We start from the raw sequence: 21,040 nt of genomic DNA, 5'->3' as shown, positions 1-21,040 counted from the left end.
ACCTCCAAGAGTGATAATATGCTGAAGAAGATTTTTACCCCCGTTTCCATTCTCGTTCTGCTCGGTGGCCTCGCCGGCGTCGCGCTGGTGCTCTATGCATGGCGCCTGCCGCCATTCCTTTCCACCGTCGAAATGACCGACAACGCCTTCGTGCGTGGTTACGTGACGACGATGAGCCCGCAGGTGAGCGGTTATGTCGTGGATGTGCCGGTGAAGGACTATCAGGAGGTCAAACAGGGTACGTTGCTGGCGAAGATCGACGACCGCATCTACCGCCAGAAGCAGGCGCAGGCGGGAGCCGCGCTGGATACGCAAAAAGCGGCACTGGACAATTCCCGCCAGCAGGAAAACGCCGCCAACGCCAATATCCGTTCCAGCGAGGCGGCGGTCGATAGCGCGCAGGCATCTCTGAAACAGGCGCAACTGGCATCAGACCGTCAGGACAACCTCATCAAAAGCGGTGCCGGCACCTCCAGCCTGCAGGAAGAGGCGCATGCCGCGCTTGAAAAGGCGAGGGCATCGCTCTCGCAGGCGAAAGCGGCACTTGAGGTCTCGCGGCAGGATTTGCAGACGATCATCGTTAACCGCAGTTCCCTGCAGGCCGCTGTCGCCAATGCCGAGGCTGCGGTCGAACTCGCCAGGATCGATCTCGACAATACCGAAATTCACGCGCCGGTGGACGGCAGGCTCGGCGAAATCGGCGTGCGCACCGGTCAGTATGTGACAGCCGGAACGCAGTTGATGGCGGTTGTGCCGCATGATGTCTGGGTCATCGCCAATTTCAAGGAAACCCAGCTCGCGGGCATGCAGGTCGGCCAGCCGGTGACGATCTCGGTGGATGCCCTGCATCGCCGCAAGCTCAACGGCCGCGTCGAGCGGTTCTCGCCCGCCACGGGATCGGAATTCGCTGTCATCAAGCCCGACAATGCCACCGGCAATTTCGTGAAGATCGCCCAGCGTCTCGGCGTGCGTATCGCAATCGACGCCGATCAGCCGCTGGCAGCGGATCTGTCGCCGGGCATGTCGGTGGTCGTGCATGTGGACAAGAGCGTGGCGCCTGAGGGGGCGGAGACGGCGGCGAGGTAGTCTGGCTATTGGAGTATGCCGAGAGGCGCCCCCTCTGTCCTCCCGGACATCTCCCCCACAAGGGTGGAGATCGAATTGTGGCTTGCGCTCGACAACCTCAACGTTGCGGCTATTAGCGATGTGGGATCGCCCTGCTGATCTCCCTCCTTGTGGGGGAGATGCCCGGCAGGGCAGAGGGGGGGGGTAACCTCTCCGCACACTCCAGTCACAAAACCAAAAAAACCCCGGATGTCGCCATCCGGGGTTTTCCTTATGACCACAAGGCCAAATCTTATTCGTCGTCGTCGTTGCCGTCAGCTTCCGGATCGAAGAAGTCTTCCGGACGCAGGGCGTCTTCGTCAACGCCGTAGATGGCGTCGGCGGAGGTGAGGCTTTCGCCCTTGGACTGACGCTCGGCTTCTTCGGCAGAACGGGCAACGTTCAGCTCGACCTGAAGCTCGACTTCGGCGTGCAGGTGCAGGGTAACGTTGTGCAGGCCGATGGTCTTGATCGGCGTGTTCAGTTCAACCTGGTTGCGGCCGATGTTGAAGCCTTCGGCGCCGAGGATTTCAACGACGTCGCGAGCAGCAACAGAACCGTAAAGCTGACCGGTTTCGCCAGCCGAGCGAACGACGATGAAGGACTTGCCTTCGAGTGCTTCGGCAACCTTCTGGGCTTCCGACTTGCGCTCGAGGTTACGGGCTTCAAGCGTTGCGCGCTCGGTTTCGAAACGGGTCTTGTTGGCGGCGTTGGCGCGCAGCGCCTTGCCCTGCGGCAGCAGGAAGTTACGTGCGTAACCGTCGCGAACCTTTACGGTTTCGCCCATCTGGCCGAGCTTGTTGATGCGTTCGAGAAGAATAACGTCCATCTTCTTGATCCTTTCTATGTGTTGGTTTCGTTCGTATTGTCAGTTTTCCGCGTTGGGGTGAGGGAGATCGTGCTGCGCACGTCGCTCAATCCCAAAACGAGAATGATAAGCAGCGGGAAGACAAAGACCGCCGAGAGATAGGCGAGGATGAGAACCGGCAGACGCCAGTCCTTTCCACGCGCGCGTTTGTGCAGCGAGGCGTAACCCGCCATCAGGAAGCCCGCGCCGAAGGTGCCGCAGACGACTGCGCCGACCATGGCGGCGACGCCCCCGAAGAACATGGCGACGATGCCGCAGAGAAAAACGAAGATGGCGTTGCGGTGCATGCGCAGTGCGGAAGGAATGTCCTCGCGTGGGCGAAGACCCTTGCCGAAGGAACCGACCAGCCGGGCCGCGAAATAATAGGCCGCAAACAAAAGGATGACCCACAGGCCGCCCTGAACGATCGGCAGCATCAGAACCAGCAGCGACTTCGTCTGCGCCAGTGCCTCGACATTGGGTTCGAACAGCGGTTCGCGGCTCTGCACGGAGGTCATCATCAGATCGACCATGCGCGCGACGAGATCGGGACCGTAACCGATCATCCAGCCGAGAATGACGACGGCAACCGAAACCAGAAGGCAGAGATGCAGGACGATGCCGGACAGCGGATACCAGGCAAGCAGGTCATCCGGGCCGCCGAGTTCCGAGGCCGGGCGCGCCAGATTGGCAAGATGCGAAAGCCAGCCCGCCGGGATCAGCGTGAAGATCGCAATGGTCAGCGAGAAAAGCGGCGATATGACGAGCGCGCCGATGATAGCCGTGGTGATGATCGCAACGACGGCTGCGCGATTTCCCCAGCCCATGCCGGCGATGAAGATGGGCATGGCGGAACCGGCGTAAAGCAGGAAGGAAAAGGACGACTGTGCCGTTGCGCCAAGCGTTAGAAACGCGGCGCATATGCCGGCGAGAACGCCGGTGATCAGCACTGTCTGGTTCAACTTTTGCACTTCGCTGTCCTGCTGGAAACTTGAGCAGTTAGAGGACCGGTCCAATCAGGATCGTCGTCCCCAACATGGGTTTTATGGTATCGATCCGCGCCCAACGCGGAAGGATTTGAACTCGCAACCTACTGATTAAAAGTCAGTTGCATCGTGGAAGACGAGGCCGCGCCAAAGCGCGGCCTCGCTTCAAATCATTACGCTACGACGTAAGGCAGCAGGCCGAGGAAACGGGCGCGCTTGATCGCCTGGGCGAGTTCGCGCTGCTTCTTCTGGGAAACGGCCGTGATGCGGGAAGGAACGATCTTGCCGCGCTCGGAAATGTAGCGCTGCAGGAGACGAACGTCCTTGTAGTCGATCTTCGGAGCGTTTGCGCCGGAGAAGGGGCACGTCTTGCGACGGCGGTGGAACGGGCGGCGTGCCTGGGAAGAGGATGTATCAGCCATTGGTCAATTCTCCTTATGCACGGTCTTCGCGCGGACGGCGCGGACGGTCTTCGCGGTCGCCGAAGCCACCTTCGCGCGGTGCGCGGGGACCACGATCTTCACGCGGGCCACGATCCGGACGGTCGCCATCGCGGCGCGGACGGTCGTCACGGTCGCGCTTCTGCATCATCGCGGACGGGCCTTCTTCGTGGGCTTCGACGGCGATGGTCATGTAGCGAAGAACGTCTTCGTTGATGCGCATCTGGCGCTCGATTTCGTGGATCGCAGGCGCCGGAGCGTCGATGTCCATGAGAGCGTAGTGAGCCTTGCGGTTCTTCTTGATGCGGTAGGTGAGGGACTTCAGACCCCAGTTCTCGACGCGTCCGACTTTACCGCCGAACGATTCGATAACGCCCTTGTACTGCTCGACAAGTGCGTCGACCTGCTGGGCAGAAATATCCTGCCGGGCAAGGAAGATGTGTTCGTAAAGAGCCATTTAAGCTTTGCCTTTCTTGCGTTTCGTCCTTCACCCGGCAACGGCGCTAAGCCTCAACGACTGCTCCTGGTTAGGCTGCGAAGCCTTAAAGCAAGAAAAGCGTTGTTCGAGACGGTCGAGAGCGGAGACACGGGAGGCCGGAAAAACCTTATGGTTCCTGCTGTTTCGTTACCGAAACCAGCCCTCCGTTCAGCCACCAGCCAATTGGACCGGGTGTTGTGAACAGCGCGCTTATACCCATTTTTGCCCGGAATGCAAGGACCGGAGGCGAAAAAGCGCGCTGCGCTGTCGTCAGATCGGCATCGGATATTGCCGATGGATCGCGGCGATGCCTTTCAGGACGTCGTCGGACAAGGTGACATCGGCTGCTGCGATATCCACCTTCAGCTGCTCCATGGTCGTTGCCCCGATGATGGCGGAGGCCATGAAGGGGCGTGTCAGGCAGAAGGCGATGGCGAGCTGGGCCGGATCGATGCCGTGTTGTGCGGCTAGCTCCAGATAGGCCTTGACCGGCGCTTCCTGATGCGGCTGCAGGCGACCGCCGAGGTCCTTGTTGATGGTGCCGCGCGAGCCCGCAGGGCGTGCGCCGTTCTGATACTTGCCGGTGAGCAGCCCCGCCGCCAGCGGCGAGTAGGCCAGCAGGCCGACATCTTCGTGATGGGCGACTTCCGCCATGTCGAGATCGAAGCTGCGATAGAGCAGGTTATATTCGTTCTGGATGGTTGCGACGCGCGGCAGGCCGCGGGCCTCGGCAATATCGATATATTTCTGCGTACCCCATGCGCTTTCGTTGGAAAGGCCGATAGCGCGGATCTTGCCGGCCTTTACCAGCTCGCCGAGCGTGTCGAGCTTTTCGGTGATCTCGGCAAGCGTGCGCTCCTTTTCCTGACCGGAAGCATCAAAGCTCCAGGCGCCGCGGAAGTGATAGGTACCGCGGTTCGGCCAGTGGATCTGATAGAGGTCGATGTAATCCGTTTTCAGGCGCGTGAGGCTGGTATCTACTGCCTCGCGGATGGCGCTCGCATCGATATCGCGCCCGCCGCGAATATAGTCACGCCCGGAACCGGCGACCTTGGTGGCGAGCACGACCTGGTCGCGCTTGCCGGTCTTTTCGAACCATGTGCCGATATAGTCTTCCGTCCGTCCCTGCGTTTCGGCGGAAACGGGGGTGGTGGGGTAAAGCTCGGCCGTATCGAAGAAATTGAGGCCGTTCTCCAGCGCGTAATCCATCTGCGCATGCGCTTCGGCTTCAGTGTTCTGCGTGCCCCACGTCATTGTGCCAAGGCAAATTTCGGACACGGAAATGCCCGTGCGGCCCAATAGTCTCTGTTTCATGGAAATGTCCCGGTGCTTGGCCAGATATTTGAAAGGTGGCATGAAAGTAATGGGGAATTGCCGCAGTGCAAGAAAAAATATGATGAAAAGAAAGGGGAAAATAGATCGGCAAAACCGCGTCGATGGGGTGCCGAAGGGCTTCAAGCCTTGACTCCGCAGGCCGGAATGTGAATGGAAGTCGAAAAGAATAAAGGCAAGGCCAGACAAGAAGGACCACATCCCATGGGTATTGCATTCACATTTCCCGGTCAGGGAAGCCAGGCCATCGGCATGGGCAAGGAACTCGCCGATACCTATCCGGAAGCACGGGCTGTGTTCCAGGAGGTCGATGACGCGCTCGGCCAGAAGCTTTCCGACATCATGTGGAATGGCCCGGAAGAAACGCTGACGCTGACGGCCAATGCCCAGCCGGCGCTCATGGCGGTGTCCATGGCGGTCATGCGGGTTCTGGAAGCGCGGGGTCTGAAGCTCTCCGACGCCGTCTCTTATGTCGCTGGCCATTCGCTCGGTGAATATTCCGCGCTCTGTGCTGCCGGCACCTTCTCGGTTGCCGATACCGCACGGCTTCTCCGCATCCGCGGCAATGCCATGCAGGCTGCCGTGCCGGTGGGCGAGGGCGCGATGGCAGCGATCATCGGGCTGGAGCACGATGCTGTTTCGGCAATCTGTGAAGAGGCTGCCATTCTCGGCGTCTGCCAGATCGCCAACGACAATGGCGGCGGCCAGCTGGTCATCTCCGGCGGCAAGGCGGCTGTCGAGAAGGCGGCTGCGATCGCTTCCGAAAAGGGCGCCAAGCGCGCCATCATGCTGCCGGTTTCCGCGCCCTTCCACTCCGCGCTGATGGCGCCGGCGGCGGAAGCCATGCGCGAGGCGCTGGCGGCTGTCGAAAAGAATAACCCGGTCGTGCCTGTTATCGCCAATGTGCGTGCCGCCCCCGTTTCCGACGCCAATGAGATCGCCGCTTTGCTGGTCGAGCAGGTGACGGGCCAGGTGCGCTGGCGCGAGACGGTGGAATGGTTCGCCGCCAACAATGTGACGCAGCTTTACGAGATCGGCTCGGGCAAGGTGCTGACGGGTCTTGCCCGTCGCATCGACAAGACGGTGAACGGCGTTGCCGTCAACGGCGCTGCCGATATCGACCAGCTTCTCGCCACTCTTATCGGTTGAGACGGGCTTCGCCCCGCATCGGCTTTTTGTTTTACGGTAATTCCCGATGCAATTCCGCTAAAAGGCTTTTGCGGAATTGCTCTAAAGAAGGAACGGAACATGTTTGATCTGACAGGCCGCAAGGCTCTCGTAACCGGCGCGACCGGCGGCATTGGCGAGGAAATCGCCCGCCTTCTGCACAGCCAGGGCGCAACCATCGGCCTGCACGGCACGCGCGTTGAAAAGCTCGAAGCCCTGGCGGCGGAACTTGGCGACCGCGTCAAGATTTTCCCGGCCAACCTTGCCGATCGTGCCGAGGTCAAGGCGCTGGGCGAAAAGGCCGAGGCCGAGCTGGAAGGCGTCGACATTCTCGTCAACAATGCCGGGATTACCAAGGACGGCCTGTTCGTGCGCATGAGCGACGAGGACTGGGACAACGTCATCGAGGTGAACCTGACAGCGATGTTCCGCCTGACGCGTGAACTGACGCATCCGATGATGCGCCGCCGTTTCGGCCGTATCATCAACATCACCTCCATCGTCGGCGTCACCGGCAATCCCGGTCAGGCGAACTATTGCGCCTCCAAGGCCGGCATGATCGGTTTTTCGAAGTCGCTGGCACAGGAAATCGCCACCCGCAACGTCACCGTCAACTGCGTGGCGCCTGGCTTCATCGAAAGTGCGATGACCGGCAAGCTGAACGACAAGCAGAAAGACGCCATCATGGGTGCCATTCCCATGAAGCGCATGGGGACGGGCGCCGAAGTCGCTTCGGCCGTACTTTATCTTGCTTCCAATGAAGCTGCCTACATGACCGGCCAGACCTTGCACGTCAATGGCGGCATGGCGATGATCTGACGCCACCTGAAAGGCGTCTTGAAACGATTGCGGCGCTGTTTCTGCACCTTGTTTGGTGTCGGGCGCCGCAAGACCCTCCATGCCGGTTTCCGGCGAAATTGCCTGTCATACGTTGTGCTTAGCGCGTTTTCAGGCTTTTCGACCGGTTGAAACCGTGTTAATCGGGCCAAGACTGTGAACAGTCGTCCCGGAGAGACAGGAAGCCGTTGCGATTTTGCGCGACGATGTCTAGCTTGGACCGGGTTGAACGGGTTTGCCAGCAGTGCCGGATTTGAACGGCGCATGAGGGCTTCTAACAGGGCAGGGTGCCGTAAGGCATTCCCTTCAAAATAAAGGTCGAGGAAACCGACATGAGCGATATCGCAGAACGCGTAAAGAAAATTGTAATTGATCATCTGGGCGTCGACGCCGACAAAGTTGTTGAAGGCGCAAGCTTCATTGACGATCTGGGCGCTGATTCGCTCGATACCGTTGAACTGGTCATGGCTTTCGAAGAAGAATTCGGCGTCGAGATCCCAGACGACGCAGCTGACTCGATCCTGACTGTTGGCGACGCTGTCAAGTTCATCGAGAAGGCCCAGGCCTGATCGACCTGTATTGGGGAGGTGTAACAACCTCCCGTCTTGGCCCGGCTTGTCCGGGCCAATATTTTATCGTGAAACAGAACGCGCCCGAAAGACGTGCGTCCTGACGAATGCATAAGTTTCCGAACCGGCTCCGGCCTGGGGAAGATTATGCGGACATTCAAAATGGTGCAGCGCCTGTTCCCGCCATTCCATGGTGTGTGGCGTTGCAAAAAGACCGATGATTTGGATAAGGGCGGAGCGTTGGCGATGAGGCGTGTCGTTATCACCGGTACCGGCATGGTATCTCCTCTTGGATGCGGAACGGAAATCACCTGGGAACGGCTGCTTGCCGGCCAGAACGGTGCCCGTCTCGTGACTGAGTTCGAAGTCGAAGACTTGCCCGCAAAGATTGCCTGTCGCATTCCCGTCGGCGATGGCTCCAACGGCACGTTCAATGCCGATGACTGGATGGAACTCAAAGAGCAGCGCAAGATCGATCCGTTCATCCTTTTCGGTGTGGCCGCTGCCGACATGGCGCTTGCGGACGCCGGCTGGCATCCCGAAACGGACGAGGACCAGATCGCCACGGGCGTTCTGATCGGTTCCGGCATCGGCGGTCTGGAAGGTATTGTCGAGGCGGGTTATACGCTACGCGACAAGGGCCCCCGCCGCATTTCTCCATTTTTCATTCCCGGCCGTCTGATCAACCTGGTTTCCGGCCACGTTTCCATCCGTCACAAGCTGCGCGGGCCGAACCACGCCGTAGTGACGGCTTGCTCGACCGGTGCGCATGCCATCGGCGATGCTGCCCGGATGATTGCGTTCGGCGATGCCGAGGTCATGGTCGCAGGTGGCGCCGAATCGCCGGTCTGCCGCATCGCGCTTGCCGGCTTTGCCGCCTGCAAGGCGCTTTCCACCCAGCATAACGACGATCCGCAGAAGGCATCGCGTCCCTATGACCGCGACCGTGACGGTTTCGTCATGGGCGAAGGTGCCGGCATCGTCGTTCTGGAAGAGCTGGAACATGCCAAGGCCCGCGGCGCAAAGATTTATGCCGAAGTCGTCGGTTACGGCCTTTCCGGTGATGCCTATCACATCACCGCACCGTCTGAAGATGGCGATGGCGCCTACCGCTGCATGGCAATGGCGCTGAAGCGCGCCGGCCTCACGCCTGACGATATCGACTACATCAACGCCCACGGCACCTCCACCATGGCCGATACGATCGAGCTTGGTGCGGTCGAGCGGCTGGTTGGTGACGCGGCGTCGAAGATTTCCATGTCTTCCACAAAGTCGGCCACCGGCCATCTTCTCGGAGCAGCTGGCGCTATCGAGGCGATTTTCGCCACGCTTGCGATCCGCGACAACATCGTTCCGCCGACGCTGAACCTCGACAATCCCGACGTGGAGACGAAGATCGATCTGGTGCCGCACAAGGCGCGCAAGAGGCAGGTCAACGTCGCCTTGTCGAACTCCTTCGGGTTTGGCGGCACCAACGCCTCCCTCGTACTGCGTCGCTACGAAGCATAAATCACGACGAAAACCCGGCGCCGCAAACCGCCTAAAGCGGTGCGGCTCCCTCCCGCCGGGTGCCTGAGAGCGCTCTTCTTTGAAGAACGCATTGCGGCTTGCGAAAGCCATTTCGATTTTCGCGCCGATATTGTAGTCGTTTACGGAAGACGGTTTGCCGGTTTCGGAATGATTTCCTGCTGCGGGTGAATTTCCCGCCGCAGATGGCTTTCCTTGACCGGCTTTGCCGGAAACGACGATTCGTGAAGGAGGACAATGAGGTCTTCACGATGTCTCTATGTGGTGCAGGAAGGCATTCCGAACCTGTTTTTGCCGCATTACCTGCGCAAAAAGCGCTGACAACGCCGAACTGAAAAGGACCGACGGTGAGCGACACGAACCAGAACAGCCAGGGACCATACGGACGAGACGGCGCGGGTGAGGGCAATCGCGGCCCGATCATCCCGAAATCCCCGACCGAAGCGCTTCGGCCGGAAAAAGTGCCGGCTCCACCGAAGCGCTCCCGCAAGGCCCATGGCCAGCTGGTGATCTTCCTGAATTTTCTGATGACGCTTGCGGTTGCCGTCTGTGTGCTTGCTGTCGCAGCCTTCTATTACATGATCAATGCGTTCCAGGAGCCCGGTCCGCTTCAGACGAACACACATTTCACGGTGCGCAACGGCGCAGGCCTCATCGAGATCGCCAATAATCTAGAGCGCAATGACGTCGTATCCAATGCCCGTGTCTTCCGCCTGATGACGGGCAGCTACCTGCAAAAGGACCAGACGCTGAAGGCGGGCGAATACGAAATCAAGGCCGGCGCATCGATGAAGGATATCATGATGCTCTTGGAGTCGGGCAAATCGATCCTTTATTCCGTATCGTTGCCGGAAGGTCTGACCGTCAAGCAGATGTTCGCGCGGCTTGCCGCCGACGAGGTGCTGGATGGCGAATTGCCCGCCACCCTGCCGCCAGAAGGCAGCCTTCGCCCCGATACCTATCGCTTTACCCGTGGTACGAAGCGTGAGGAAATCATCAACCAGATGAGCGCGGCGCAGGAGAAGCTGATCGACATGATCTGGGAACGTCGTGACCCAGACCTGCCGATCAAGACGGTCGAGGAATTCATGACGCTCGCCTCGATCGTGGAGAAGGAAACCGGCAAGGACGACGAGCGCGCCCATGTCGCTTCGGTGTTCTACAACCGGCTGAAGAAGGGCATGCGCCTGCAATCCGACCCGACGATCATCTACGGTCTCTTCGGCGGCGACGGCAAACCGTCCGACCGTCCGATCTACCAGTCGGACCTGCAAAAGCAGACGCCGTTCAACACCTATGTCATCAAGGGCCTGCCACCGTCTCCCATCGCCAATCCGGGCCGGGCCGCACTCGAGGCGGTTGCCAACCCGTGGCGCACCGATGACATCTACTTTGTTGCCGATGGCACCGGCGGCCATGTGTTTGCAAAGACGCTGGACGAACATAACGCCAATGTGCGCCGCTGGCGCAAGATCGAGGCCGAAAAAGCGGCTTCCGGCGCCAATCCCGATGTTGTCGTGGATGGTCAGCCCGGCGGCACCGAGGCGGAAAAACCGGCCAATAACTGATAGTTCTGACCGGGCCTTGTCATCACAAGGCCCGGTTTTTTGCACGGCATGATGGGGGCTTTCTGAATATGACATTGCAATCGATGACCGGGTTCGCGCGCAGCGAAGGAACCTCCGGCCGTTACCGCTGGGCGTGGGAATTGCGCTCGGTGAACGGCAAGGGGCTCGATGTGCGCCTGCGCCTGCCAAACGGTCTGGAAGCGCTGGAAACGGGCCTGCGGGAAATCGCGGCACAGCATCTTTCCCGCGGCAATATTCAGGCGGGATTGACGCTGGCGATTGCGGAAAACCGGCTGGAGGCGGTGATCAACCGCGATGCTCTTGCCGCAGTTCTCGCTCTCAAGAAAGAACTGGGCGACGTCGTCGACGACAAGCCGCTGAGCTTCGATACGCTACTGTCGCTGCGCGGGCTCGTCGATTTTCGCGAGGCGGAAGATGATGCCGAGGCGCAGGCCGCGCGCAACGCCGACGTGCTTGCGGGCTTTGCCGCCGCCGTCGAGAAGCTGAAGGACATGCGCGAGCGGGAAGGGGCGTCCCTGTTTGCCATCCTGTCCGGGCAGATCGACAGGATCGAGCAACTCGTGAACCTCATCGAAAACGATCCTTCCCGCCAGCCGGAACAGATCGCTGCAAGGCTTGCCCAGCAGATTGCCCTTATTGGCGATGGCATGCACGGGCTCGATCGCGACCGTCTGCACGCCGAGGCCGCATTGATCGCTACCAAGGCGGATCTGCGCGAAGAGGTCGACCGGCTACACGCACATGTCCAGGCATCGCGCGAACTTTTGGCTCATGGCGGGCCAGTTGGCCGCAAGCTCGATTTTCTTGCACAGGAATTTAACCGCGAGTCGAATACAATCTGTTCCAAATCGAACGCCAGTGCGGTAACCGCAGCAGGCATAGAGCTGAAAGTGGTTATCGACCAGTTCCGCGAGCAGGTCCAAAATCTGGAGTAGACCCATGGTTCCGGTGAACAATTCCCCTGTTACGATTGCCCGCAGAGGGCTGATGCTGGTGATTTCATCGCCATCGGGCGCTGGTAAATCCACGATAGCGCGCAACCTGCTCGACAAGGACAAGAACATCAGCCTGTCCGTCAGCGTGACGACGCGCCCGCGCCGCCAGAGCGAGATTGAAGGCATCCACTACCACTTCATCTCCAAGCGCGACTTCGAGCGGCTGCGTGACAGCGATGAGCTTCTGGAATGGGCCGAGGTTCACGGCAATTTTTACGGCACGCCGCGCGAGCCGGTGGAAGTGGCGATGGCGGCCGGACGCGACATGCTGTTCGACATCGACTGGCAGGGCGCCGAACAGCTTCAGGACAAGATGAAGGCCGACGTCGTGTCGATCTTCATCCTGCCGCCAACCATGACCGAGCTGCAATCGCGCCTGCACCGCCGCGCCGAAGACACCGAAGCGGTGATCCAGACCCGGCTTCTCAATTCCCGCGCCGAGATCGAGCACTGGCGCGATTACGACTACGTCATCCTCAACGACGACCTGCAGGCGGCCTTCGAGGCCGTAGAAGCGATAGTCAAGGCCGAACGTGTGCGCCGCGACCGCCGCCACGGCATGTTCGATTTCGTGCGCGGACTGCTTGCGGAAGAACCGCAGCTCTGATTTGGCAGTTAAAGCGGCGTGTTATCTCTAATGCTGACGTAGCCATTGCCGGGACAGGCGCTCGTCTGCCGCGTTTGCTGCCCAGCCGTGGCCTGTGTCGAGTGTCTCCAGTACCACATCCGCGCCCGCAGTCGAAAATTGATCGGCCAAATGGGGCGCATCATCGCGATGCCGCCGCTCATCATGTGCACCTGCCAGCAGGAGCGCAGGATATCCGGTGAGCTTCGGAAAATGCTCGTTATTGCGGGGGGATAGTGGCCGAAGCAGAATTGCACCCCTCGACAGATGACGATTCTGGCAGATTGTTTCAGCCGCGATGATCGCACCGTTTGAATACCCCGCGAGAAAGGGTCTTTGCCCCGTCTGCTGAAATACGAATTCGATAAACCGGCAAAGCCCGGCGGCTTGATGTTTCAGGTCGTCGATATCGAGTTGTCTGTCGGGCTTTCTGCGAAAAAACGCAAAGCCATTTTCCCATGGCACAATGCCTCTCGGAGCATACAGAATGCCGTTGGGAAAAACGGCACGGCCAAACGAAGCGAGATCTTCCTCCGTTCTTCCCGAACCGTGTAGCAACACGACCGCGCAATCAGGCGATCCGACGGGCATGTGGAGCTTGTAGTGAAAACCGGCACTCTCCACGCGCTTGTCCTCTAATTCTGTCACCCGCGTTAGAAGTGCCGAAACGTCGCCTTCAATTAGAGGCAGTTCGCTAGCGTCACAAATTCCTCGACCGACAGCGTTTCAGCCCGTCGTGTCGCGTCAATGCCTGCCTTTTCCAGCAGAACTTCACCGCCAAGGCTTTTCACGCTCTGGCGCAGCATCTTGCGGCGTTGGCCGAAGGCGGCTTCCGTTACCTTTTCGAGCTTCGCGACATCGCAGGGCAGCGGCTTTTCCTTTGGCAGCAGATGCACGACCGTCGAGGTAACCTTAGGCGGTGGGCTGAAGGCCTGCGGCGGGACGTCGAAGGCCATTTCCGAAACCGTGCGCCAGCCGGCGAGAACGCCAAGGCGGCCGTAATGGTTGTCGCCTTCTTCTGCCACGATGCGCTGGCCGACTTCCTTCTGGAACATCAGCGTCATGGAGAGCCAGAAAGGCGGCCATTCTTTCGGCAGCAGCCAGTTGACCAGCAGTTGCGTGCCGACATTGTAAGGCAGGTTGGCAATGATCCGCACCGGTTCGCCAGCGGGAACCAAACCCTCGAAATCGGTCTTCAGCGCATCACCCTCGATGACCTCAAGACGTCCGGGATAGTGCGCTTCGATCTCCGCAAGTGCTGGCAGGCAGCGGCTGTCCCGCTCAATGGCGATAACCTTTTTGGCCCCGAGCGATAGAATGGCGCGGGTGAGGCCGCCAGGCCCGGGGCCAACCTCAATGACCGTCACGCCGTCAAGCGGCCCAGCGGTTCGGGCGATCTTCTGGGTGAGGTTGAGATCGAACAGGAAGTTCTGCCCGAGCGACTTCTTAGCGTCTAGCCCATGGCGCTGAATGACATCGCGTAGCGGCGGCAATCCGTCAATGGCGGCCATTATGCGCCGACCCGGCTGCGAAGAGAAATCTCCGCCGCCATCTTCAGCGCTGCGACAAGGCTCGTTTCGCTGGCAATGCCCTGGCCGGCGATGCCGAAGGCGGTGCCGTGGTCGGGCGAGGTCCGGATGAAGGGCAGGCCGAGCGTGACATTGACGGAATCGTCAAAGCCAAGCGCCTTGGCCGGGATAAGGGCCTGATCGTGATACATGCAGACGGCGACATCATAGCGCCTGCGGGCGGCATCGTGGAACATCGTATCGGCGGGCAGTGGGCCGAAAGCGTCGATCCCGTCTTTCCGCAACCGTATGGTCGCAGGGTGAACCACATCGCGGTCCTCCGTGCCCAATGCCCCATCTTCACCCGCGTGCGGATTGAGACCGGCGACCGCCAGTCGTGGTGCTTCAATGCCGAATTTCTGCCGCAGATCAGCATCGATAATGCGGCAGGTCGTAACGATCAGCTCTTCCGTCAGCGCCGAAGGCACGTCTTTTACTGGGATATGGATCGTTACCGGCACGACGCGGACCTTGGGTCCGGCAATCATCATCACCGGCATCACCTGTTTGCCGGTCAGGCGCAAAGCCAGATCGGCGAGAAATTCCGTGTGACCGGGAAAACCGAAGCCTGCTTCGTAAAGCACGGATTTCGCAATCGGATTGGTGACGACGGCGGAAGCCTTGCCCTCGACCGTCAAGGCAACGGCGAGCTCGATCGCCTTGATCGTCGCATGAGCGGCTCCGACATGCGGCTGGCCGGCCTGAACCTCGAAACCGACGGGAAGAGGAAGAACGGGAAAAGCACGGTCGAACACGCCGACGGCATCCGCCGCTTCGCAGGTCTCGATATTGACCGGTATGCCAAGCAGCGCCGCACGGCTCGCCACCACATCGGGATCGCCGATGAAGATGAATGGCGCCACGCCGTTCTCCCGGCGGTTGGCCCAGGCGGCAATGGCGATATCAGGGCCGATACCGGCTGGATCTCCCTGTGTCAGGGCAAGCGGCAGGGATGCATGTGTCACGGAAAGGCCGGCTCTCGTATCAGGTGTTGACGATCTGCGCCTTCTTGCGCAGCTCATCCATATATTTCTTCTCGTTCGGGTTTTCGCCACCCTTGGCCTTCATCAGGTCTTCGGACTTGAACACCATTTCCGCTGCGTAATCGTCGGAAACCTGACGCTGCTTGCAGATTGCCAGATATTCGACGCCCTTTTCGGTCACGCGTGTTCCTGTGGTGCCGCCTTCCTTGGTCTTTTCCACGAGAGGCTTCCACTCTTCCGGCAGTTCGGGCGCCAGAATCCGTCCAAGATCCTTGATCGCCACGTCCCGCATGGTGGCCGCGAAAGTCATGGCCTGGTCGCAGCCGGGATAACGCTTGCGCGAGGCTTCAGCCTCGGCCTTGCGCTTGCCGGTGATGGCATTACGCTTCGATTCCGGAATGACAAAGATCACCTGTTGCAGGAAATATTCCGTCGTTACCGGCTTGTCGCCGCGTTCCCTCAGGCGGGTGACGAGGTCCTGGTTAGACATCTTGCCACGCGCACCATAACGGGCGTTCACAAGGCGCGGCCAGCTCATCTGCACGGCAATGAAGGCTTTGAAGTGGTCGGCGCCGACACCGGCCTTGGAGAGGATCTGCGTCAGCTGTTGCGGGTTCATCTTGTTGTTTGCAGCAAAGCGCGCAAAAGCCGCATCGACTTCTTCGGTGCTGACCGACATTTTCACACGGCCGATTTCTTCGCGCTTTAGCGCCTCATCAACCAGCTGCTCGCGTGCCTTTTCGGCGAGATTGCCGGATTGACGCTGCAACTTCAGAAAGGCGACACGCCTGGCAATATCGTCGTTGGTGATGGGGGTCTTGTTGACGACGATCTTGACCGTGCTGTCGGCGAAGGCCTGGCTGGCAAAGGGCGCAACGGCCATGGGAACGGCGAATATCGCAAAGGCGAAAGCAGCGCCACGCAAAGCCGTCTTTCCGAAATTCATCATATCCTTCTCCCTTTCGTCGGGCGGGGGTCTGTTTCCCCGTCCCGCCAATCTGTTCTGTCTGCCAATGGGGAATATTCCTTACCCCGGCTTTTCAGATCTGCACCTGTGCATCCGCACCGCGAATTTGCCACGTATATATCATCGCGATCTGCAAGACGGCAATGTGTCGGTTTGTTGAAAGAAACCCGATGGTTCTATACCGGACGAACCCTGGCGCGTTGTTGCGGCAAAACCGTGACTTTTACTGGCTGGATGGCAAAAAGGCAGGCCACGATGCTGTATGGCCTGCCTTTAAACTCAGTAATTGTTCGGTTTCCAGCCGATATCCATATCGGCCCAGTCCTCGTTTGCGGAGCCTATGCTGACATCGCCGAGCGTGCGGAATGCCAAACGGGCATTGATCGACCAGTCATTGGCGGCCTGCCGGCTGGAATTGATATTGCCCTCGTCGGAGTAGCTGACCGTCAAGATCGTGCATTCATCCTGATAGGCGATGCCAATACGGCGCTCGGCGGCAAATTTTCCGTTCAGATCGTAGTTGATCGAGCCGAACAGCGACCAGTTGTCGTCCATGCGCAGTGTACCGGACGCCTGAACGATATCGCGGTCTTCATTGTAGCCGTACTGCGGCTGCGCCTTGACCTGCGTATAGCTGAGCTTGCCGGTGAGGCGGCGGTCCGAATAGCTGACGCCTGTCTCGGAACGGTTGATCTCGAGATTGTCCTTGTCGAAGCGCAGGCTCGACGACAGCGAAAGACCGATTGGCGCATCGAAGGCTGCCATGGCGACGTAATCCGAGCGGTCGGATTCGAGACCGGAATTCGCGCCGACATTGACGAGATCGTAGGAGGCGAAAGAATTGTCGCCCGCCAGGTGGAAAGACTGACCGGCAATGGCGCGAATGCCGTAGCCATTGTCGAATGTGCCGTTGTAGCGCAGACCGATGTTTGCGCGCGTGCCGCCCTCGATCCGGTCGAAACCGGAGAACTTGTCACGTTCGAACAGGTTGGTCGCGTCGAACACGAAAGCCTGCGAATCTTCGTTGGGGAAGCGGCCGGCATATTGTTCGTTCGGACGCACGAAAATCTGCGCAATCGGCTCGATCACGTGGTTGCTGTTAAGCGCCGTGAACAGCCAGGGGTAACGCACTTCCAGACCGCCGGTTACCATGCCTCGCAACGCCGCATCGTCCTGCATCATGCCCTGATAGGCATAAGACGTGCCACCCGATGTAAAGCTTGCAGCCGACATATCCGTCCACAGCGCATCGCCACGGGCGGCAAGGATCGGCGTGATCTGCAGGCCGCTATCCATCGTGAAGGTGCGCTTCCATTCGGCTTCGGTGGAAAGGCGCGTATAGTTTCCTTCAAGCCCGTTGAACCGCGAATAGCCTCCAAGCGCGTAGGCATCCTGTTTCTGGCGGGTGATGCTGGTCAGGTTGGTGGTCAGCGAAAGTTCGCCGCCATAGATCGGATCCGGTACGAAATAACGGTAGTCGACAACCGGATGAACGATGGCCTGCTTGCGTTCGTTGGATTCGTTGTTGTCCGTATCCTGAACGTTGAAATAATAGCCGCGGGCATCGAAGCTGTTCCGCTCGCCTGCGCCAGCCAAATAGATCTGATTGGTCTGGACGTCGTTCTTGTAACCCTTCAGCCCATAGGTACGCGAAAAGTTGTTGTCGGTCTGCACCATGGCATCCCAACCGAACGCCCAGCGCGGATTGATGGAGAAGTTACCCTTGCTGGCAATCATGCCGCGATTGTCGTTGAGGGCGTCACTGGTTCCGGCAGTAAATGTATCGGACTTCAGCTGGCTGATGCCGGCGACGGTCACGGTGTGCATGCCGGTTTCGAAACGCTGGCGCAGTTCCGCCTGCAGAAGCAGACCCTGCGTCGTGTAATAGGTCGGGGTAACGGTCACATCCGAGGTGTCGGACAGAACCTGGAAATAGGGCACGCCGATGCCGAAACCGAGGTTGTCGGTAATGCTCATCTGCGGAAACAGGAATCCGGACTTCCGCTTCACCGTATTGTCCGGAACCGTCAGGAACGGCACATAGGCGATCGAATGGCCGAAAAGCTGCAAGCGGGCTTTTTCCAGCCGGATCGTATGGGTCTTGCCGTCCTGAATGACACGTTCAGCCTTGACCTGCCACAGCGGCGCCTTTTCGGGCCGTTCGGCGCATGGCAAACAGGCAGTGTAGACGCCGTTATTGAGGACCATGCGGTCGCCTTCGAGCCGTTCGGCACTTTCACCCGCGATGCGGGTATTGTCCGGGGTCTCGACGCGCAGCGCATTGACGAAGCCCTGACCGAAATCGTCAGTGACATCCATCTCGTCGGCATAGATCTTGTTGCCGCCGGGCTCGATCAGCTCGATGTTGCCGTGCGCAATCACGCGGCCCGTCTGCTGATTATATTCCACTTGCTGGGCCACCATACGGTAGCCCGAATAATGCATGCGAACCACACCCTTCGCGATGACCCGCTGGGAATCGCGATTATAGGTCAGTTCATTTGCCGTAAGCAGGAGTTTCGAATCGTCTTGGCTTCCGGGCGCAAGCAAACCACCCTGGCCGAAAGCGACCGGGCTGGATGCCAAATATGCGCACACAGCGGCACCTGTCAGAAGGGCCGTCCAAAGCCGCCTGATATTCCCGCGGTCATATACCGCCACTAGCCGTCCTCCTGATGAAGCAGAATGGTTGCCCCCAAAGCCAACGCCACGATGACTGGAACCCAGACCGCGACGGTGGGAGGGACAACGCCACCACTCCCGAATGCCCTTACGAGCACGGTTACTACATAAAGCACGAAGCCGGAAACGATTCCACCCAGAATCACGGAGCGCGACTGGGCGAAGCGGCTGAACTTTAATGAAACTGTCGCGGCGATCAAGGTCATCGCAACCAGAAGCAGGGGGGTCGATAGCAGGAAATGATACTGCGTCTCAAGCGCTTTCGAAGACAGTCCAAAAGACTTTGCAACTTCGATCTTGTGAGAAAGATCAAAGAAAGCAACGGTTTCCGTCTGTGTCATGCGTTCCTGAACGAATTCCCGTCTCAGATTGGTACTGATCCGCGTGCTCTCTTGCCGAACTGGCACATGTCCCGCGCGGGTTTCCGCGACGCCGTTAAGAAGCCAGTAACCATCTTCCAACTTTGCCGACTTCGCGTCCTGCCGGGAGACGATGTTGCCGGCCTTGTCGAGGTGTATCAGAACCACGTCGAGAAGCATGGTCCCGTTGTCTTCGAAGCTCTTGGCGCCGATGATCGTATCCTGGCCGCCGCTCGACTGGCGCATCCAGGGAATGATATCCTGCTGGCGGCCGCCGCTGCCTTCGTTACGCCAGCCCGCTTCCATCGACAGCGACTGGTTTTGCCCCCAGGCGGCGATAGGGTTGAGGACGAGGACGGACAGGATGCCGAGAAAGACCGCACCAAGGACAAAAGGAAGGATGAATTGCCAGGCGGAGACGCCTGCCGCACGCGTGACGACGAGCTCGTAACGCCGGTTGAGCGAGATCAGCGTCGTCATGCCGACAAAGAGTGCGATGAAGGGAATAGTCTGCTGCAGGATCAACGGCAGGCGAAGTGCGGTGAGACCAAGTGCGCCTGGAACCGAATAGCCCGGCACGCTGGACATGCGCCGCGCAGTTTCGCTGAAATCGGCAAGATAGATAATTGCAGATACGCCGAGCAGGAACCAGATGGCCGTGATCAGATACCGTTTGAGGAAATACCGGGCGAGGGTGCTGAAAATCATGCGTTACCGCTCCCCGAGCTTCGCGCCAGCCGGCTGGAGAAAAGACGGCGCAGACGGCTGGCCGTATCCGCGATGATCTTCGGCATTCTCGGCTTGCGACCCGTGATGAGAATAAAGGCGGCGGCGGCGCCGCTGAGGCCCGGCACGGCATAGACCAGCGGAATGAAGGCCGCGCTCTGCTTGACCTGGTTGGTGACGTAAAAACCGAGCCAGCGCAGCATGAAGGCCGTCACCAGCGCAGCGACCATCGGATGCATCCGCGCTTCACGATGCGAGCGCGCATCAGCGGCTATGACCAGCGATATCAGTGCGAAGGCGAAGGCGAACATCCAGTCCGACAGGCGCTTGTGCAGCTCACTGCGGAAGCTTTCGGGAGACCGCTTGTAACTCGCGTTGTTCTCGTCTGGCGAGAGAAGGAAACCGAGGCTCGCATCGCCCGGAGAAAGCGACGGTTCGGAAGTCTGCTTTTCCGACATGGTCGAAAGGTCGAAGGCATAGGACAGGAACTTGACGATGGAGACCTTGCCATCAGGTGTTTTCTGCTGGACTTCGCCGTCGCGCATCGTCAGCGACGTGCCGCTTTCATCGATCATGCCTTCCTTGGCGTAATAGATAAGATCGAAATTCGGATCGCGGCGGTCGGCGACGAACAGGCCCTTGAGGATACGGCCCTGACGCTGGGCGATCTGCACATAGAGGCCGTCCTGAACAGCGCGGAAGGTCTTTTCCTCGATCACCGACGAGAGGAGGTCGGCATAGGCAGCCGCCACCATCTGCCTGGCCGAATTTCGGGCAGGCGGCTCGATGAAGTTGGTGATGGTGAAGGAAAGCGCACTTAGAACGGCAGCCAGAATGATAACCGGGCGAAACATCACAGAGCGCGACGATCCGGCCGCATCGATGATGGCGAGCTCGGAATCGTTGTTCATCGCCGTGAACGTCTGGGTGATGCCGATGACGAGGGCGAAAGGCAACACGACGGGAATCAGCGTCGGCAGGATCATCGTCGCCAGCGCCATGAAGGAGCCCATCGACTGGCCGGTATCGGTGACGAGGTTGATTCTCTGGAGAACCTGGATGGTCCAGATGATGGCCAGCACCGGCAGCAGCGCGACCAGAAACATCTGCGTTGTCCGTCGCAGGATATAGTTCTCGAGAAGCTTCATACTGCCCTTGTCGACATTGTTTTTCTGCGCGATCGCTCGCCGGATTTCCGCCTATCTAATCGCATCGTTTGCAATTGGCTATTCCGGCACGCTCACAAAAATGTTTTGCAC

General features: G+C 59.4%; 20 protein-coding genes. 8 read left to right on the top strand and 12 right to left on the bottom strand.

Annotation, left to right across the window (positions count from 1 at the left end; all coding sequences use genetic code 11):
* Positions 1-18: 18 nt before the first annotated feature.
* A complete protein-coding gene (locus AC1DCP_RS08975; RefSeq protein ID WP_003512361.1) occupies positions 19-1,086 on the top strand; it encodes an HlyD family secretion protein in 1,068 nt (355 codons plus the stop codon).
* Between the two features lie 271 nt (positions 1,087-1,357).
* On the opposite strand, the gene rplI is transcribed toward AC1DCP_RS08975, so the two are convergent.
* The 5 genes from rplI to AC1DCP_RS08950 all read right to left on the bottom strand — a co-directional run bounded on the left by rplI (position 1,358) and on the right by AC1DCP_RS08950 (position 5,169).
* A complete protein-coding gene (gene rplI, locus AC1DCP_RS08970) occupies positions 1,358-1,933 on the bottom strand; it encodes a 50S ribosomal protein L9 (RefSeq protein ID WP_003512362.1) in 576 nt (191 codons plus the stop codon).
* 14 nt (positions 1,934-1,947) lie between these two features.
* Positions 1,948-2,922 (bottom strand): YybS family protein, encoded by a 975-nt coding sequence (locus AC1DCP_RS08965; RefSeq protein ID WP_025592960.1) that lies wholly within the window; start codon positions 2,920-2,922, stop codon positions 1,948-1,950.
* A gap of 188 nt (positions 2,923-3,110) precedes the next feature.
* The gene (gene rpsR / locus AC1DCP_RS08960) at positions 3,111-3,359 is read right to left on the bottom strand and encodes a 30S ribosomal protein S18 (protein ID WP_003496832.1); all 249 of its coding nucleotides are present in this window, start codon (positions 3,357-3,359) and stop codon (positions 3,111-3,113) included.
* A 13-nt stretch (positions 3,360-3,372) separates the two neighbouring features.
* On the bottom strand, positions 3,373-3,834 hold the full coding sequence (gene rpsF, locus AC1DCP_RS08955) for a 30S ribosomal protein S6 (RefSeq protein ID WP_003512373.1): 462 nt from the start codon (positions 3,832-3,834) through the stop codon (positions 3,373-3,375).
* Between the two features lie 291 nt (positions 3,835-4,125).
* Positions 4,126-5,169 (bottom strand): aldo/keto reductase, encoded by a 1,044-nt coding sequence (locus tag AC1DCP_RS08950; protein ID WP_065688299.1) that lies wholly within the window; start codon positions 5,167-5,169, stop codon positions 4,126-4,128.
* A gap of 222 nt (positions 5,170-5,391) precedes the next feature.
* Between AC1DCP_RS08950 and fabD the strand changes: the two genes are divergently transcribed.
* The 7 genes from fabD (at position 5,392) to gmk (ending at position 12,478) form a co-directional block, all read left to right on the top strand.
* Positions 5,392-6,336, top strand: a complete 945-nt coding sequence (fabD, locus tag AC1DCP_RS08945; RefSeq protein ID WP_065661162.1) for an ACP S-malonyltransferase — start codon at positions 5,392-5,394, stop codon at positions 6,334-6,336.
* Positions 6,337-6,435: 99 nt separating this feature from the next.
* Positions 6,436-7,173, top strand: coding sequence for a 3-oxoacyl-[acyl-carrier-protein] reductase (fabG, locus tag AC1DCP_RS08940; protein WP_065688183.1), 738 nt, complete (start codon positions 6,436-6,438; stop codon positions 7,171-7,173).
* A 350-nt stretch (positions 7,174-7,523) separates the two neighbouring features.
* Entirely contained in the window at positions 7,524-7,760 is a 237-nt protein-coding gene (locus tag AC1DCP_RS08935; RefSeq protein WP_003502080.1) for an acyl carrier protein, read from the top strand.
* A 246-nt stretch (positions 7,761-8,006) separates the two neighbouring features.
* Positions 8,007-9,269, top strand: a complete 1,263-nt coding sequence (gene fabF, locus AC1DCP_RS08930) for a beta-ketoacyl-ACP synthase II (RefSeq protein ID WP_026330798.1) — start codon at positions 8,007-8,009, stop codon at positions 9,267-9,269.
* 365 nt (positions 9,270-9,634) lie between these two features.
* A complete protein-coding gene (gene mltG / locus AC1DCP_RS08925; RefSeq protein WP_476774219.1) occupies positions 9,635-10,855 on the top strand; it encodes an endolytic transglycosylase MltG in 1,221 nt (406 codons plus the stop codon).
* A 68-nt stretch (positions 10,856-10,923) separates the two neighbouring features.
* On the top strand, positions 10,924-11,811 hold the full coding sequence (locus AC1DCP_RS08920) for a YicC/YloC family endoribonuclease (RefSeq protein ID WP_065688184.1): 888 nt from the start codon (positions 10,924-10,926) through the stop codon (positions 11,809-11,811).
* Between the two features lie 4 nt (positions 11,812-11,815).
* The gene (gmk, locus tag AC1DCP_RS08915; RefSeq protein ID WP_003512388.1) at positions 11,816-12,478 is read left to right on the top strand and encodes a guanylate kinase; all 663 of its coding nucleotides are present in this window, start codon (positions 11,816-11,818) and stop codon (positions 12,476-12,478) included.
* 27 nt (positions 12,479-12,505) lie between these two features.
* Here the strand turns inward: gmk and AC1DCP_RS08910 are convergent, their stop codons facing one another.
* The 7 genes from AC1DCP_RS08910 to AC1DCP_RS08880 form a co-directional block, all read right to left on the bottom strand.
* On the bottom strand, positions 12,506-13,120 hold the full coding sequence (locus tag AC1DCP_RS08910) for an alpha/beta hydrolase (RefSeq protein WP_065688300.1): 615 nt from the start codon (positions 13,118-13,120) through the stop codon (positions 12,506-12,508).
* Positions 13,121-13,176: 56 nt separating this feature from the next.
* On the bottom strand, positions 13,177-14,007 hold the full coding sequence (gene rsmA / locus AC1DCP_RS08905) for a 16S rRNA (adenine(1518)-N(6)/adenine(1519)-N(6))-dimethyltransferase RsmA (RefSeq protein WP_003512392.1): 831 nt from the start codon (positions 14,005-14,007) through the stop codon (positions 13,177-13,179).
* Positions 14,007-15,029 carry a 4-hydroxythreonine-4-phosphate dehydrogenase PdxA gene (gene pdxA, locus AC1DCP_RS08900; protein WP_065688186.1) on the bottom strand — a complete coding sequence of 341 codons (1,023 nt, stop codon included), beginning with the start codon at positions 15,027-15,029 and terminating at the stop codon, positions 14,007-14,009. Before pdxA ends, rsmA begins: the two co-directional genes overlap by 1 nt.
* A 19-nt stretch (positions 15,030-15,048) precedes the next feature.
* Positions 15,049-15,996 carry a SurA N-terminal domain-containing protein gene (locus tag AC1DCP_RS08895; RefSeq protein WP_003512396.1) on the bottom strand — a complete coding sequence of 316 codons (948 nt, stop codon included), beginning with the start codon at positions 15,994-15,996 and terminating at the stop codon, positions 15,049-15,051.
* A 297-nt stretch (positions 15,997-16,293) separates the two neighbouring features.
* Positions 16,294-18,675 carry an LPS-assembly protein LptD gene (locus AC1DCP_RS08890; RefSeq protein ID WP_003512398.1) on the bottom strand — a complete coding sequence of 794 codons (2,382 nt, stop codon included), beginning with the start codon at positions 18,673-18,675 and terminating at the stop codon, positions 16,294-16,296.
* Positions 18,675-19,763, bottom strand: coding sequence for an LPS export ABC transporter permease LptG (lptG, locus tag AC1DCP_RS08885; protein WP_003512400.1), 1,089 nt, complete (start codon positions 19,761-19,763; stop codon positions 18,675-18,677). The genes AC1DCP_RS08890 and lptG overlap by 1 nt, the downstream gene beginning before the upstream one ends.
* A complete protein-coding gene (locus tag AC1DCP_RS08880; RefSeq protein ID WP_003512402.1) occupies positions 19,760-20,929 on the bottom strand; it encodes an LptF/LptG family permease in 1,170 nt (389 codons plus the stop codon). Before AC1DCP_RS08880 ends, lptG begins: the two co-directional genes overlap by 4 nt.
* Between the last annotated feature and the right edge of the window lie 111 nt (positions 20,930-21,040).

This window comes from Agrobacterium sp. 10T429, from assembly GCF_056393925.1.
Note: the sequence above shows the minus strand (reverse complement) of the source record. Positions and strands in the feature narration are given on the sequence as shown.